The 16,342-nt window shown below is 35.6% G+C and carries 9 protein-coding genes and 1 pseudogene; 7 read left to right on the top strand and 3 right to left on the bottom strand.

Annotated elements, in window-relative coordinates; translation table 11 throughout:
• Positions 1-31 precede the first annotated feature (31 nt).
• The 3 genes and pseudogenes from Q0972_RS08645 to Q0972_RS08635 all read left to right on the top strand — a co-directional run bounded on the left by Q0972_RS08645 (position 32) and on the right by Q0972_RS08635 (position 2,743).
• A complete protein-coding gene (locus Q0972_RS08645) occupies positions 32-1,699 on the top strand; it encodes a T9SS type A sorting domain-containing protein (protein ID WP_299364902.1) in 1,668 nt (555 codons plus the stop codon).
• Between the two features lie 22 nt (positions 1,700-1,721).
• Positions 1,722-1,835 (top strand): annotated as a pseudogene (locus Q0972_RS08640) (tRNA epoxyqueuosine(34) reductase QueG); the annotation flags it as partial.
• A 296-nt stretch (positions 1,836-2,131) separates the two neighbouring features.
• Complete coding sequence (locus tag Q0972_RS08635) at positions 2,132-2,743, top strand: JAB domain-containing protein (RefSeq protein WP_299364900.1); 612 nt, start codon at positions 2,132-2,134, stop codon at positions 2,741-2,743.
• Positions 2,744-2,773: 30 nt separating this feature from the next.
• Here Q0972_RS08635 and Q0972_RS08630 read toward each other — a convergent pair whose 3' ends face one another.
• From Q0972_RS08630 to Q0972_RS08620, 3 genes are read right to left on the bottom strand one after another with little or no spacing between them, the layout of a single operon-like run.
• On the bottom strand, positions 2,774-2,968 hold the full coding sequence (locus Q0972_RS08630) for a hypothetical protein (RefSeq protein WP_299364898.1): 195 nt from the start codon (positions 2,966-2,968) through the stop codon (positions 2,774-2,776).
• A 41-nt stretch (positions 2,969-3,009) separates the two neighbouring features.
• Positions 3,010-3,966, bottom strand: coding sequence for a hypothetical protein (locus tag Q0972_RS08625; protein WP_299364896.1), 957 nt, complete (start codon positions 3,964-3,966; stop codon positions 3,010-3,012).
• A gap of 18 nt (positions 3,967-3,984) precedes the next feature.
• Positions 3,985-4,212 carry a DUF2188 domain-containing protein gene (locus Q0972_RS08620; protein WP_299364894.1) on the bottom strand — a complete coding sequence of 76 codons (228 nt, stop codon included), beginning with the start codon at positions 4,210-4,212 and terminating at the stop codon, positions 3,985-3,987.
• A gap of 188 nt (positions 4,213-4,400) precedes the next feature.
• Between Q0972_RS08620 and Q0972_RS08615 the strand changes: the two genes are divergently transcribed.
• The 4 genes from Q0972_RS08615 (at position 4,401) to sprA (ending at position 16,272) form a co-directional block, all read left to right on the top strand.
• Complete coding sequence (locus tag Q0972_RS08615; protein WP_299364892.1) at positions 4,401-5,699, top strand: ATP/GTP-binding protein; 1,299 nt, start codon at positions 4,401-4,403, stop codon at positions 5,697-5,699.
• Between the two features lie 194 nt (positions 5,700-5,893).
• Positions 5,894-8,176 (top strand): NADP-dependent malic enzyme, encoded by a 2,283-nt coding sequence (locus tag Q0972_RS08610; protein ID WP_299364890.1) that lies wholly within the window; start codon positions 5,894-5,896, stop codon positions 8,174-8,176.
• A 168-nt stretch (positions 8,177-8,344) separates the two neighbouring features.
• Complete coding sequence (gene ruvA / locus Q0972_RS08605) at positions 8,345-8,926, top strand: Holliday junction branch migration protein RuvA (RefSeq protein ID WP_299364888.1); 582 nt, start codon at positions 8,345-8,347, stop codon at positions 8,924-8,926.
• Positions 8,926-16,272: a cell surface protein SprA gene (gene sprA, locus Q0972_RS08600; protein WP_299364886.1), complete on the top strand. Its 7,347-nt coding sequence runs from the start codon at positions 8,926-8,928 to the stop codon at positions 16,270-16,272. Before ruvA ends, sprA begins: the two co-directional genes overlap by 1 nt.
• Positions 16,273-16,342 lie beyond the last annotated feature (70 nt).

The following is a 16,342-nucleotide window of genomic DNA, read 5'->3' as shown; positions in this document are numbered from 1 at the left end:
ATATATTTACGGAATTATAAATATGTATTTCATGATAAAAAATTACTTATTCGCGTTTGCGTTCGCATTAATTTCTTTTAGTGGTTATAGCCAGGTTACCGATTTGGTAGAACCAAAAAGCTGGAGCAATAATTTCTCTGATGATGAGATAGAGTTGGTTTCAATGCCTTTCGAGGATTTAGCTAAATTTATGGAAGAGGACTTAAGAAAGACTCAAGAATCTATGGCAAAACCTTACAGATTTGGAGCAAAATTACAAACAAATGTTACCAGACAAAGCCATGGTGAAAGTATCATTTTAGAGAATGATGATGTCATTTGGAGAGTGGGATTTGAGTCAGTTGGTGCGAAAACACTAAATTTCATCATAAGAGACTATAATTTAGTAGAAGGCGCTGAACTATATATCTACAATGCGGACAGAAGTATGAAAATGGGGCCCTATACAAGTAGTGAGAATAATGATATTAATGAGATAACTACATGGCCAATTGATGGTGATAAGGTTTACTTAGAGTTTTATGAGCCAAGCGAGGTTGCAGGTCAAAGTACATTTACAATTGCAGAACTGGTACATGGTTATAGAAGTATTCCTGCAAATAATGCATATTCAAAAGCACTTAACGATTCTGGTTCTTGTAATATTGACGCAGATTGTCCTTTAGGGGATAATTTTGATTTGCAAAAAAGATCAGTAGTAATGTTAGTGGCTGGCGGTAATGGCTTTTGTACAGGCACATTAGTTAATAACACATCAGAGGATGGAACACCATATATTTTAACAGCAAATCATTGTGGAGCAGGTTTTGGACAGGAAGCTCCTGTAAATGCTACTGCAAGCTGGGCATTTCGATTTAATTGGATTAGCCCAAATCCGTCATGCGCAACATTTACCCCCAGTACTAATGGACCATTTTTACAAACACTTAATGGAGCAATAGTCCGTGCTAGCGATGGTGACTCTGACATGTTACTTTTGGAAGCTACTGCAGCAAACGCCATACCTAGTGATTGGGATGTAGTATTTGCAGGTTGGAGTCGTTCTACTACCGTACCAGCGTTTACTACTGGTATTCACCATCCAAGTGGAGATATTATGAAAATATGCCGTGATGATGATCCTTCATTAAGAGTAAATGTGTCATTCAATGGGTTTACTAATCGTGTTTGGTTTATAGACGATGGTGCTAATGGTGGCTGGGAACAAGGTGTTACAGAACCTGGTTCTTCAGGTTCGCAATTATTAGATGCTAGTGGGTTATTAATTGGGGTGTTATCTGGAGGTAGTGCTGCTTGTGTTGGTACGAATGATAATAACGGTTTTGATTTCTATGGAAGATTGGATCGAGGCTGGTCCGATGTAGGTAGTTTTTTAGATCCAATAAGCACTGGTACCATTACGACCGATCATTTAGAAAATCTTTCTTTGTCTGTTGATGATTTTAACCAAACAGGGTTTTTTCAAATATATCCTAACCCAAGTAATGGTATAATCTATTTTACAAGTAAGTTGCAGTCGAATGAAAAACTACATTATGCTTTAACTGATGTACAAGGAAAGCTTGTTTTAAAGAGTACAATGGATTTAAGATATGGAGATCAAAATGAAATTCAACTTGAAGGTATTACGCCAGGGATTTATTTTCTAAGTTTTGAATCCGAAAATATAAGGGAGGTAAAAAAGATTATAATTAATTAAGAACATATCTTTCTGATATAATAAAAAAGATTGGGAAGAGATTACCGAAGAAACCTTTAGGCAGATCTTTAAAAAATCTGCCGTTAAGCGCACCAAGTTTTCAAGATTAAAAAGAAATATTGAGTTTCTGAAATAAAGTATTGCTCCTTTGAGGATTATCGAAATTAAAGTAACTTGTTTTATCTAAATGAAATAAGAGCTTGTCACCTTGAGCGCAGTCGAAAGGTCTTTAACATCTAGTTTCCAAATAGGTTTCGACTGCGCTCAACCTGACGTAAAATATTAATTAACTGATAATCAGTATTTAAATAAAAATCACGTTAAAGCAATAGCTTTAATTGAAGATACCGAGCGTAGCTCATAAGGGCGCTGTTATAAGAAGTATTAGGTTTCTAAAAGATTGATTTTGGCCTCGATTTGTATATTTACCTTATGAATGTAAGATTGTCCAAAGCACAAAAAATCAAAGTACTCAACTCGTCCGACATTTATAACGTGATGCAGCAGATACTGTTACGCGAGAATAAGATAAGACGTAACCAAGAACATTTTTGGGTCGCTGGCTTAGATAACAGCAATAAGATACTGTTTATTGAACTTATTGGCTTGGGTGCAGTAAATAGGGTCAATGCCAATCCACCAGATATATTTAGAATGGGCATTTACAAGTTGGCCGTAAGGCTTATTCTTGTACATAATCATCCTAGTGGTAATATTGAGCCTTCTAAAGCGGATAAGGAGTTTACGGATAAAATTTTAAAAGTGGGGCAGCTCATTAATATCGAGGTGATAGACCATTTGGTGATTTCGGAAGCGCAGTACACCAGTTTTGCGGATAAAGGCATTATAGACGACCTAAAAACCTCTGGTCTTTTTGAGGTTGTGTATAGCGATAAAAAAGCCCTAGAAGAATGGCGTATAAAAACGGAAAAGGAACGTACTGTTAAACTTGATATTGCTAAAAAAATGCTTTCCAAGAATTACGATATCGATACTATCAAAGAAATCACTGGTTTGACGAAATGGGATATTAGGAAGTTGTAGGGTGGATTTTAAAATTAAATGAATAAAATTTTATGAGATAGAGGTTTTTATATAGAACAAGTCATTATCAATCTCTTTAATTTCAGGGTGCTCAAGAACCATATCTACATCACTAACATTTCCACCTGCTCTCAAAACGATTTCTCTAATATAAGCTCTATCAATAGTTTCTATATATTCTGCTATCATTTCAGCTTTTATGATTCTTAAATAACTATTAATCATTTCACTTTTCTTAAAATTTACTTTATTCAGATTATTCTTTTTTATTTTTTTAATATTCCATTTAAGTATTTTTGAACAGTATTATTAATTTCTCTATCTGTTAATGAAGAATACTTTTCCATTATCTCTTTTTTAAATTCTAAAAGAGGTAAATCGCCGTATTTTACAACGTGATCGAATAAATCCTTTTTTTGCTTTCCATAATGAGCATAGAATGCTTTTAATCTTGGCTTTTTCGTCTTGTCCTTAAGTATCCTAAACAGACCTGTTAAAGAGGAAAGCTGTTTTCCATTTGTCAATTCTGGAATTGTTTTATTTTTAATAATATATTCATCAAATTTAGAGGGATAATACCTATCTCTTGAAATGAACTTTTTTGGTATAAGGATTATATGCTCTCCTTTATGAACAGGTAGTTTCATTTCCTTAACTTTCCATTCTTCATCTACTACATCAAAAACGTCAATTTTAACATTATAAATTTCATCTACACCATTTAGGATGCATTGCTTCATTGTAAATTCTGCAAATATTCCTCTACAAATAGATGCTATCATATCTGAAACATTGTCAGATCCGATACCATTAATAAGTAATTGGCTATAGCAAATATCTGACAGTAATGTCGTCTGAGCAGCTTTACTTTTTGAAAAAATGTTATAAAGGTGTTCTGCTTTTTCCCTTCCAATAGCTTTTCCATCGAACTTTTCATACCCATAACCCATATGTATTTCTTTAGGTTCGTGAAGATGCATAAGCAATTGAATTGCTTGCTCCTTTTCTTTATTTTTAATTAATACCAGTAATTTTTCAAAATACTTTTTTAATGTCACTTCGATATTGTAACTCATATCACAATCACTAGCTGATATCAACCACGGACTAATAAATAATGGGATGTCCATATCAACTAAAATATCAACAAACTCTAGTTGATTCTGTTCTTTTAAAATTTCAAATTGTTCTGAAAATTTCGTTTTTCTTAATACTCTTTTCATGCTATTAATCTTTTTTAGTTATCCTTTTGGAGGAAAAGGGTCTTTGTTTGAATATGTGTTTCTTTCTCTAATTTTACCATCCATACCATGGATGAATAATTCGGTTTTCTGATTTATTGCAATATTTCTTGCAATATCTATTGCTTCTTTCTGTGTTGGGACAACTTTTGTTGCTTTATTATTTCCTGCCCCTTTTACTGCCCAACCTTTTTCATGTTTTACTACATGTTGATTTTTTTTGCTCATTTTATTCGATATTTACGTGCTATATGTTTTATTTCTAATATTGATATTCTCTAAAAATACATTTCATGAGAAAAATTCGTGTAAACATACAAATTTATTTTAAAGTTTAAAAATTAATTTATAATTTTATGCGAAAATATCGTACATTTACATATATTTGTCGTCTAAAAGCAATTAAATAAGGTTAAATGCTCGTTAAATTCACAGTGGAAAATTATTTATCCTTTAAAGAAAGGACATCTATCGATTTGACAGCCACTTCTTTAACTCATCTTCGGAATGAAAATTTACAAAAGACTCAATTGAATAATCTAACACTATTAAAGAGTATGATTATTTATGGTGCAAATTCTTATGGTAAGAGCAATTTATTTAAGGCAATTAAATTCGTGAGGGGATTTATTCTAGACTCATCAAAGGATTCACAGTCAGATGAACCAATAAATATTGAACCTTTTCGTCTTTCTACTGAAACATTAGAAAAACCCAGTTTTTTTGAATTGGTATTTGTACATGATTCTGTAAAATTTAGATATGGCTTTGAAGTGGATACGAGCATAGTGCATAGCGAATGGCTTTTCGCCACTACTAAAAATAAGGAGCAAATATTGTTCGATAGAAATTTTCAAGATATTTCTATCTCAAAAAAATTTAATAGCGCTAGTAAAAACTTAACTACTATCACGAGAAAAAATGCTTTATTTATTTCTGTTTGCGCACAATTTAATATTGACACTGGTATGTCAATTCTGAAGGCATTAAGTAATGTGCAATATATTTCTGGTACAGAAGATAGTTTTATTATGGATTTTACTATTGAAATGATGGAAGATCCTCATAAAAGAATCTTTGTAGAGAACTTTATAGGAGGTGCGAATCTTGGGTTCGACGAGATTAGAGTTGAAAGGTTCAAGCTTACGGAAGAAATATTGGCTAAAAATAAAGTTCCTAAACAAATAAGAAAACTTATACTCGATTCTGATGAGGAAAATAAGGTCATTAGCACAAAACATTCAGTTTATAACAAAAATAATGAAGAAGTAGATAGCACTTATTTTAATTTAATTGCCAACGAGTCATTGGGTACGCGAAAATATGTAGCCCTTGCAGGGCCAATTATTGACACCTTACTTAACGGTAAAACGTTAATCATTGATGAGTTCGACGCACGTCTGCATCCTCTTTTGAGTAAAGCCATAATTCAACTCTTTAACTCTGAAGATAACAATCCTTATGGTGCACAGCTTATTTTTGCATCCCATAATTCTTCTTTGATTAATCCAAAAAGAAAACTTTTTAGAAGAGATCAAATAATTATTACTGAAAAAGATAGATATGGTGTTACAACAATGGAATCTTTATTCAATAAAAAAATCGACGGTAAAAAGATTCGTAAAGATGCCTCATTCGAAAAAGACTATTTAGAGGGGAAATATGACGGAATCCCTGATGTACAGATATCTAATCAGTTAGAGCTATTTAATTAGTGTAGTATTCACATACTTACTCACGCGCACAACATATTAGAGGTGTCCATAATCTCGTGAGCTCAATTTCAATTACGCTCTTTTAGACCAGTTTAACCAGAGCTATTTAGCTTTTCAAAATTCAAATATTTAAAATAGTTCATATTATATACAACAATGCATTACGTATCTTTGCTTCTTAATTTCGTCTGATTATGAGCAAAGAAAGCAAGCGTATAGAGGCCTTAGTCTATCATGCTAAGCCCACACCAGGGAAAATCAAAGTGGTACCAACAAAGAAATATGCTACACAGCGTGATTTATCGTTAGCGTATTCGCCTGGTGTTGCTGAACCTTGCTTAGAAATTGACAAAGATGTAAATAATGTTTACAAATATACTGCTAAGGGTAATCTGGTAGCTGTCATTTCTAATGGTACCGCCGTTTTAGGTCTCGGTAACATTGGTCCAGAAGCCTCAAAACCTGTTATGGAAGGTAAGGGCTTGCTATTCAAAATATTTGCAGACATCGATGTTTTTGACATTGAGGTAGATACAGAAGATGTAGAGACCTTTATTGAAACAGTAAAACATATAGCGCCGACCTTTGGTGGCATTAATCTAGAGGATATAAAAGCACCCGAAGCCTTTGAGATAGAACGCCGACTTAAGGAAGAACTCGATATCCCAGTAATGCACGACGATCAGCATGGCACGGCTATTATTTCTGCCGCGGCATTAATAAATGCATTGGAAATCGCAGAAAAACGTATTGAAGACGTAAAAATTGTAGTCAGTGGCGCAGGTGCTGCTGCCATATCGTGTACACGATTGTACAAGGAATGTGGTGCAAAGGCCGAAAATATCGTGATGCTCGACAGTAAAGGGGTGATTAGAAAAGATAGGGCTAATCTAACCTCGCAAAAAACGGAGTTCGCGACAGACAGGGAAATAGATACGCTAGAAGACGCTATGAAAGATGCCGACGTGTTTATTGGCTTGTCTATGGCAGATATTGTATCGCCCGAGATGCTTAAAACCATGGCAAAAAACCCCATTGTATTCGCTATGGCAAATCCAGATCCAGAAATCAACTACGATTTGGCCTGTAAAACACGAGACGATATTATTATGGCCACAGGCCGTAGTGATCATCCTAACCAAGTGAATAATGTATTGGGATTCCCCTTTATTTTTAGAGGCGCTTTAGATGTAAGAGCGACCAAAATAAATGAGGCCATGAAGATGGCAGCCGTAAAAGCCTTATCTAGATTGGCAAAAGAACCTGTGCCAGAGCAGGTGAATATTGCTTATGGCGAAACACGATTGGCGTTTGGTAAGGATTATATTATTCCAAAGCCATTCGACCCAAGGCTTATTGGCGAAGTGCCGCCAGCAGTTGCCAAAGCAGCCATGGAAAGTGGTGTAGCACAAGAAACCATCGAGGATTGGGATGCCTACAAAGAAAGTCTTTTAGAACGTTTAGGTTCTGATAATAAGGTGGTACGTTTACTATTGAATAGAGCCAAGACCAATCCTAAACGCGTTGTTTTTGCTGAGGCCGATCGCTTGGATGTTTTAAAGGCAGCGCAAATTGTTCATGATGAAGGAATTGCTAAGCCTATTTTATTAGGTCGAAAGGAAACTATCGAGGCCTTAATGTCTGAAATTGAATTTGAAGCCGACCTTCCCATTATCGATCCAAAATCCGACGAGGAAACCGATCGGAAAAACAGATACGGCGATGCCTTTTGGCAAATGAACAAACGCAAAGGGGAAACGCAATATTCGGCACGTAAGGTAATGCGCGAGCGCAACTACTTTGCAGCAATGATGGTGAATAAAGGTGATGCTGATGCCTTAATTTCTGGATATTCGCGCAGTTATCCATCGGTAGTAAAACCCATGTTAGAACTTATCGGTTTGGCCAAAGGTGCTGCTCGAATAGCCACTACCAACATTCTATTAACACAAAGAGGCCCCATGTTTTTAAGTGATACGGCCATAAATATCAATCCAACTTCCGAAGATTTGGTCACCATTGCTAAAATGACTTCAAAAACGGTGAAGCTTTTTGGAATGGATCCGGTGATGGCCATGATATCCTACTCCAACTTTGGTTCTTCAACTGATGCAAGTGCCCAAAAGGTCAATGAAGCTGTGAATTATCTCCATAAAACCTATCCAGAGATGATCGTTGATGGTGAATTACAAACCGATTTTGCATTAAATCCTAAAATGTTACAGGATATTTTCCCATTTTCAAAATTAGCAGGCCGAAAAGTAAATACCCTTATTTTTCCAAATTTAGATTCAGCCAATATCACGTATAAACTGTTAAAAGAACTCAACAAAGCCGAATCTATTGGCCCAATTATGATGGGTATGCGCAAACCCGTACATATTTTGCAGTTAGGTGCCAGTGTCGATGAGATTGTAAACATGACTGCCATTGCCGTAATCGATGCCCAAGAACGAGAAAAAAGAGCACGAAAATAACATTGGTTAACAGGGTATTATTCTACCTCTAAATGTAAATAATTTTATTACATTTGGGGCTTTAACCTATGATATAGATTTATCGGATTTTTATGGCAATGCACAACAGTCATTTCAATCTTTCGATAAGTATGGATTAGCGTTAATCTAAGCAGATAGCTAAAATTTATGATTACGCATATAGAGGGCAAACTTGTTGAAAAAAATCCTACAGATGTTGTAATAGATTGCAATGGTGTAGGTTATTTTATTAATATATCACTTCATACATTTTCTCAAATTCCTGATAGAGAAAATCTAAAGCTATATACCTATCTCCAAGTAAGGGAAGACGCTCATAGTCTTTATGGATTTTCATCAAAGATCGAACGCGAAATATTTAAATTACTGATTTCTGTTAGCGGCATAGGCGCTAATACAGCACGTACCATGTTGTCTTCATTGACTCCAGATCAGGTAAAAGAAGGTATAGCTAGTGGTGATGTAGCATTAATACAAAGTGTAAAGGGTATCGGTGCAAAAACAGCACAACGTGTCATCATTGATTTGAAAGACAAAGTGTTAAAAGTATATGGCTTAAACGAACTTTCTTTAGTACCAAACAATACGAATAAAGATGAAGCGTTATCTGCTTTAGATGTTTTAGGATTTAATAAAAAACAATCAGAAAAAGTAGTAGATAAAATCATAAAAGCCCAACCAGATGCAGTCGTAGAGCAGATCATTAAAGAAGCTCTTAAAAACTTATAATGCAATTGAACAAAACTAACTATAATCAATTAAAATCAATCAGTTTTTATGTCTCATTAGTGCTTATAATGCTAATGGGTATGTCTGCCTTTGCCCAAGAAAATGAAACAGAGCAAGATTCTACAAAAACTTCGTTCGCATTAGGGAAATTAGAAATGCCCAACCCTAGTAGCATAGTTTCAAAATATACCTATGACCCTATTTTAGACAAATACATTTATACCGAAAAAATAGGGGATTTTAATATCAATTACCCTTTGATTCTTACACCGGAAGAATTCCAGAAATTGGTATTGGAAGAAAAACTAAAAGCGTACTACAAGCAAATGATAGACGCTGCTGCTGGACAAAAAGAGGGTTCAGAAGAAGATCAGAAGAACTTATTGCCAGAGTTTTATGTGAATTCAGGTTTTTTTGAAACCTTATTTGGAGGCAACACCATAAATGTTATTCCTAGTGGATATGCCGAAGTAGATCTAGGTGTATTATTTTCGAGACAAGATAATCCGGCCTTTTCTCCTCAAAACCGTACGAATTTCACTTTTGATTTTGACCAGAGAATAGGATTGAGCTTATTAGGTAAGGTAGGAACAAGACTCCAGGTCACCGCCAATTATGATACCGAGGCCACATTCGATTTTCAACAACTCGTAAAGTTAGAATATACACCAACCGAAGATGATATTGTTCGAAAAATAGAAGTCGGTAACGTTAATATGCCCATAAATAGTTCGCTCATTACGGGTGCCCAAAGCTTATTTGGTGTTAAAACAGAATTGCAATTTGGCAAAACGAGAGTAACGGCAGTATTCTCGGAGCAACAATCGCAATCGAGATCCGTAGTGGCACAAGGTGGCGGTACGTTGGAAGAGTTTGACTTTTTTGCAAGAGATTACGATGAAAACAGACACTATTTTCTAGCACACTATTTTAGAGATAATTACGACAGAGCCTTACTTCAATATCCATTTATAGACAACCAAGGTCTACAAATAACAAGAGTAGAAGTTTGGGTAACCAATAGAAATAATCAAACAGAGAATGTTAGAAATGTGGTTGCTTTTCAGGATTTAGGAGAGTCTGAGGCAGATAACATTGGGTTAACCCCTTTACCAGGCGGCTTTGTAAATAACCCTGGAGCATTACCAGACAACGGTAATAACGATTTTGACCCAACCAATATCGGAGGCGCCGGTTCTCTTTTAACAGAAGCTGTGAGAGATATTACTAATGTTGAAGCAGGTGTTTTGGTCAATGTACAAGAAGGGTTTGATTTTGGAAAGCTTGAAGCAGCGCGTAAACTTCAAGAAGGTCAAGATTATGTATTACATACAGAGTTGGGATACATTTCTTTAAATCAGCGCCTGCTAAACGATGAAGTTTTAGCAGTAGCATTTCAATATACAGTAGGAGGGCAAGTATTTCAGGTTGGTGAATTTGCCAATGATGGTGTCGATGCCACTGAAGTCACCGATGGAACGAATAATAATCAGGTCGTTAATAACCAAAGTTTGGTCTTAAAAATGTTGAAGAGTGCTGTGACACTTGTTGATCAACCAATTTGGGATTTAATGATGAAAAATATTTATGATACTGGTGCCTTTCAGTTAAGTCAAGAGGATTTTAGGTTAAATATTTTTTATACTGAAGCCTCTCCAGTAAACTATATAGTTCCGGTTGAAGGAACCACGTTTCCAACCTTTGGAAATAATACGCCTTTTACCGGCGACGATACCGAGATTAGAGAAACGCCTTTGATTCGACTTTTTCATTTAGACCGACTCAACTTTAATAATGACCCACAGGAATTAGGGGATGGTTTTTTTGATTATGTACCAGGCTTAACCGTACTCACCCAAAATGGTAAAATTATTTTCACAAAGGTTGAACCGTTTGGACGTTACCTGTTCGATGTTTTAGATGATGATGGTAATCCAAATAACAATGACGCGGATTATGAGCAAGATATCTATACCAATGAAAATCAAGAGAAGTACGTATATGACTTACTCTACAAGTCTACGAAGATACAAGCCTTAGATGAAGCTGAGAAAAACAAGTTCCAAATCAAAGGACGTTTTAAAAGTAGTGGTGGTGATGGCGGTATACCTATAGGCGCATTTAATGTCCCTAGAGGTTCGGTAAGGGTTACAGCTGGTGGACGTGTCCTTGTAGAAGGTATCGATTATACGGTTAATTATCAGTTGGGTCGTGTGGAGATCTTAGACGAAGCTTTAAAGGCATCGAATACGCCAATTAATGTTTCTGTTGAGAATAATGCTGTTTTTGGGCAACAAACAAGACGTTTTACAGGGATTAATGTAGAACATCAGTTTAATGAGAATTTTGTGCTAGGTGCTACACTCTTAAACCTTAATGAACGACCAATTACCCAAAAGGCAAACTTTAATGCCGAACCTATTAATAATACCATATTTGGGGTTAACGGTAATTATTCAACCGAAGTGCCATTTTTAACACGACTAGCAAATAAGTTACCAAATATTGATACCGATGTACCATCCAATCTATCCGTTAGAGGTGAATTTGCGTATTTATTGCCAGGTGCACCAAATGGTACGGACTTTAATGGTGAAGCTACAGCTTATATAGATGATTTTGAAGGGACCCAAGGCTCAATCGACCTGTTGAGCCCTTTATCTTGGTTTCTGTCAAGTAGACCTGTAGATTTGGATGGTGATGGAAATGCCGATCCAGAATCTCAAGCGGGTGTAGAAAATGGATTTGGTAGGGCATTTTTGAACTGGTACACGATTGACCCTATTTTCTTTAGTAACCAACGTCCAGATGGTATTACAGATGATGATATCTCTAATTTATATACCAGGCGTGTATTTATAGAAGAGATTTTTCCTGAAATTGATATTGTACAAGGACAAACATCGGTAATAAACACCTTAGATTTAGTGTATTACCCTTCAGAACGTGGGCCTTATAATTTTAGCCCTGATGCGGCCGATGATATCATTGACCCTAACAACAGTTGGGCAGGTATCACAAGACAGATTACATCCACTGATTTTGAGCAAGCCAATGTGGAATATATTGAGTTTTGGTTACAAGACCCGTTTTTAGATAATCCAACAAGTCAAGGTGGTAAGCTTTATGTCAACCTAGGAAATATTTCTGAAGATGTTATAAAGGACGGAAAAAAACAGTACGAAAACGGATTACCCGAAGATGGTAATATCTCCCTTTTAGAACCCACAATTTTTGGAGGTGTTGTGCCTCAAGATCAATCTTTAATTTACACCTTTGCTACTACCGGACAGGAGAGAGCTAATCAAGATGTTGGTTATGATGGCTATGATGATGCTGAAGAAACACCTACATTTCCTAATGATCCTGCACTAACAGCTATTTACAGTAACTTTTCTAATTTAGAAGACCCTTCTAAAGATAATTACAATTATTATCTAAATACAGATGGTAATATCTTTGAGCGTTACAAGAATTATAATGGTTTAGAAGGGAATACACCAGACATATTTACGGATACCAACAGAGGTTCAACAACACAACCCGATGTTGAGGATATCAACCGGGATAATACAATGAATACCATTGACAGCTACTTTGAGTATGAAGTAGACATCAATCCATCAGTACTTAATATAAATAACCCTCAAATCAATGATGTTAAGGTTAGACCCGTAACCTTGCCCAATGGAGATCAAAGAGAAGTGTCTTGGTATCAATTTAGGCTACCCATAAATGAGCCTAGTAATGCAATTGGGGGTATAAGTGATATTAGATCTGTTCGTTTTGCACGTTTGTATTTAAGAGAGTTTACCGAAAATACCGTATTCCGTTTTGCTACATTAGATTTAGTAAGAAGTGATTGGCGACGTTTTACACAAGATTTAGACAATGATCCAAACAATAACAGTACTGACGCAGAATTTAATGTTGCAATAATTGGTGTTCAAGAAAATGATGGCGATTATGTAATTCCACCAGGAGTAAGGCGCGAAGAATTAAATAACAATAATAACATCATTAGACAGAACGAACAGTCTTTGGTGTTGCAGGCATGCGAGTTAGAACCAACGGATTCGCGCGGTGTATTTAAGAATATAAATGTGGATATGCGTCAGTACAATAAGTTACGCATGTTCTTACATGCTGAAGCACAAGAAGGACAAACTCTGGAGGAAGGAGAAATGATTGCCTTTATTAGAATGGGTAATGATTTTACAGAAAACTTTTATCAAATTGAAGTACCACTTTTACCAACCGATCTAACCGATACGGGTTTACCTATTGAACAACGTATTTGGCCTTCAGAGAATGAAATCAATATACCATTGTCATTTTTACAAAAAATTAAAGCCTTGGGAATTGATGATGGCAGTTTATCCAATCCTGATCCGACATTCTATGATGTTGTTGATGGGCAGTTGAATGAAACACCGGTTTTAGAATTTTCGCCATTGCCAATTGGTCAACAACGTATAGCTATAAGAGGAAATCCTAATTTTGGTAATATAAGGGTGTTGATGGTAGGTGTTAAAAACTCTGGCAGTACCATGGCAAATGCTTGTGGTGAAGTGTGGTTTAATGAATTGCGTATGTCCGATCTAGAAAATGATGGTGGTTGGGCTGCCGTTGTAGGTATGGATTCCAATATAGCTGATTTTGCAGATGTAAGTTTCACGGGTAGACGAAGTACAATTGGTTTTGGAGGTATCGATCAAGGACCTGCAGAAAGAAGTCTTGAAGATATACAGCAATATGATGTCGTAACAAATATGCAGTTAGGGCAACTACTGCCAAAAAAATGGGGCGTACAACTCCCATTTAATTATTCTCAAAGTGAAGAATTGGTAACACCAAAGTTCGACCAGTTTTATAATGATCTAACCTTAGAATCACGTCTAGATGCAGCTGATTCTAGCGAGGATGAAGAACGGATTAGGCAACAATCTGAAAGTTATACAAAAAGAAAGAGTATAAATTTTATTGGTGTAAGGAAACAAAGAACAGGCGATAAAAAACAGCGGTTTTATGATGTTGAAAACTTAACTTTTAATTATTCGTACAACAAAGTTGAGCATCGAGATTTTGAAATTGAAAGTTCTCTAGATCAAAATATAAGAGCTGGTGTTAACTATAATTACAGTTTTAACCCAGTAAAGATTGAACCCTTCAAAAATAACGATTCGTTATTTACTGGTAAATATTGGAAAATAATAAAGGACTTCAATCTCAGTTTATTGCCCTCAAACATTACGTTTAATTCAGAAATTAATAGACAATTTAGCAAGCAAAGATTTAGGGAAGTCGAATTGGGAGGCGATAATATTGCAATAGAAGAACTATTTAGAAGAAACTACACGTTCGATTTTCAATATGCCATAAACTATAACCTTACCGATGCTTTGACTTTAAATTTCTCGGCAGCCAATAGCAATATTGTCCGTAATTATTTTATTGATGATCGTATTAATGGAAGACAGGACCCAGAACTCGATGTTTGGGATGGCTTTTTTGATGTTGGAGATCCAAATATACAGACACAACAACTACAGGTCAATTATGAATTACCACTATACAAAATCCCCGCACTAAGTTTCTTGAGGGCTACCTATGCTTATAATGGTACTTTTCAATGGCAAAAAGGGTCTGATCTCAACGAAAATCTTCAGGTAGAAGTTGATGATGATAATAATCCTACCACACCAGATATTATAAGAACCTATAATTTAGGGCATACTATTCAAAACTCCAATACGCACAATATTAATTCAACCTTAAATATGGAGACCTTCTACAGATCTATTGGATTAGTGAGGAAAGGAAACCAAAGAGGTCGAGGGCGTAGTAGAAATACAGCAACAAGGGGACGTTCTAATACGCCAAAATCAGATGAAAAAGGATCAGATAATAATAGTGCGCAAAATCCCAATAAGCTAAGTGTAGGCAAAAAGGCCTATAATACTTTGGTAGATATTGTAACTATGGTAAAGCGTATTCAGTTTGGTTATACAGAAAACAATGGTACGTTTTTACCAGGTTATTTACCCACGCCAGGTTTTGTAGGTACATTAAGACCTACCGTTGGCTACACATTTGGTAGTCAGAGGGATATTAGGGATGTTGTAGCAAGAGAAGGATGGTTGACTACTTTTCCAGAATTTAACCAACAATATACAGAGGTCACTAATAAAACATTAGATTACTCGGTCAATGTGGAGCCTATGAGAGATCTAAAAATTGATTTAATCGGTAATAGGACCTATGCCGAAAATATTACCGAAAACTTTAGAGGATTAGATAACAATGGTGATGGTTTAAGTGATGCATATGAAGATTTGATAACTAACTCATTTGGTAATTTCAATATTTCTACGGCATTGATTAGAACAGCATTTAGTAGAAGTGACGAGAATCAATCCGCTACTTTTGATGATTTTAGGGCAAATCGTTTAGTCATCGCCAATCGTTTGGCAAGGGAGTTTTACGGCAATACGCCATTTGGTACCGATGCAGACGGTTTCCCAGAAGGGTTTGGTAAAAATAGCCAGCGAGTATTATTACCAGCGTTTTTATCGGCTTATCAAGGCACTGATCCAGAAAGAATAAGCACAGGAGCATTTAGAGACATACCAATTCCTAATTGGACCCTAAAATATACAGGGCTCATGAAAATCCCTTGGTTTAAGAAGACATTTAGACGTTTTTCTATACAACATGGCTACAGGTCTCGGTACACCATAAACCAGTTTAGGGCCAATTTAGATTTTGAAGCCTATGATACGGATTTCGATTACGATTCGCCTCAAAACGAAGATGCCTTAGACCAATCGGGTAATATAAAAAATAGAACACTTTTTAGTAACATAAATTTAGAAGAACAGTTTAGTCCTTTGATTCGCTTGGAATTTGAAATGAAGAATTCTATCAAAGTACTTGCCGAAGTTCAAAGAGATAGGTTACTGTCCCTAAGTTTTGATAATAATCTAATGACTGAAATTCAAGGCCAAGAATATATATTAGGCTTAGGCTATCGTATCAAGGATCTTAGGATTAGATCTGCACTCGCAGGCGCAAAACAAGTTATAAAAAGTGATCTAAACATGCGAGCAGATATTTCGGTAAGAGATAATAAGACTATCATTAGATATTTAGATTTAGAGAATAGCCAATTAACTGCAGGTCAAACCATTTGGGGCGTAAAGTTTAACGCTGACTACGCTTTTAGTAAAAACTTAACAGCTATTTTTTATTTCGATTACACCTTTTCAGATTTTGCAATCTCAACATCATTCCCACAAACGTCATTGAGATCTGGTATTACATTGCGTTACAATTTTGGAAATTAAATTTTGGGTTAATTTTGAAAAGCAGAGATTAAAAAATTATTTTTGTTTCATTAATATATACAACATAAAA

Origin of the sequence: Winogradskyella sp. (assembly GCF_028282165.1) — a bacterium.
In the GTDB taxonomy this organism is placed as follows: Bacteria; Bacteroidota; Bacteroidia; order Flavobacteriales; family Flavobacteriaceae; genus Winogradskyella.
This window is presented reverse-complemented; position numbering and strand designations above follow the sequence as displayed.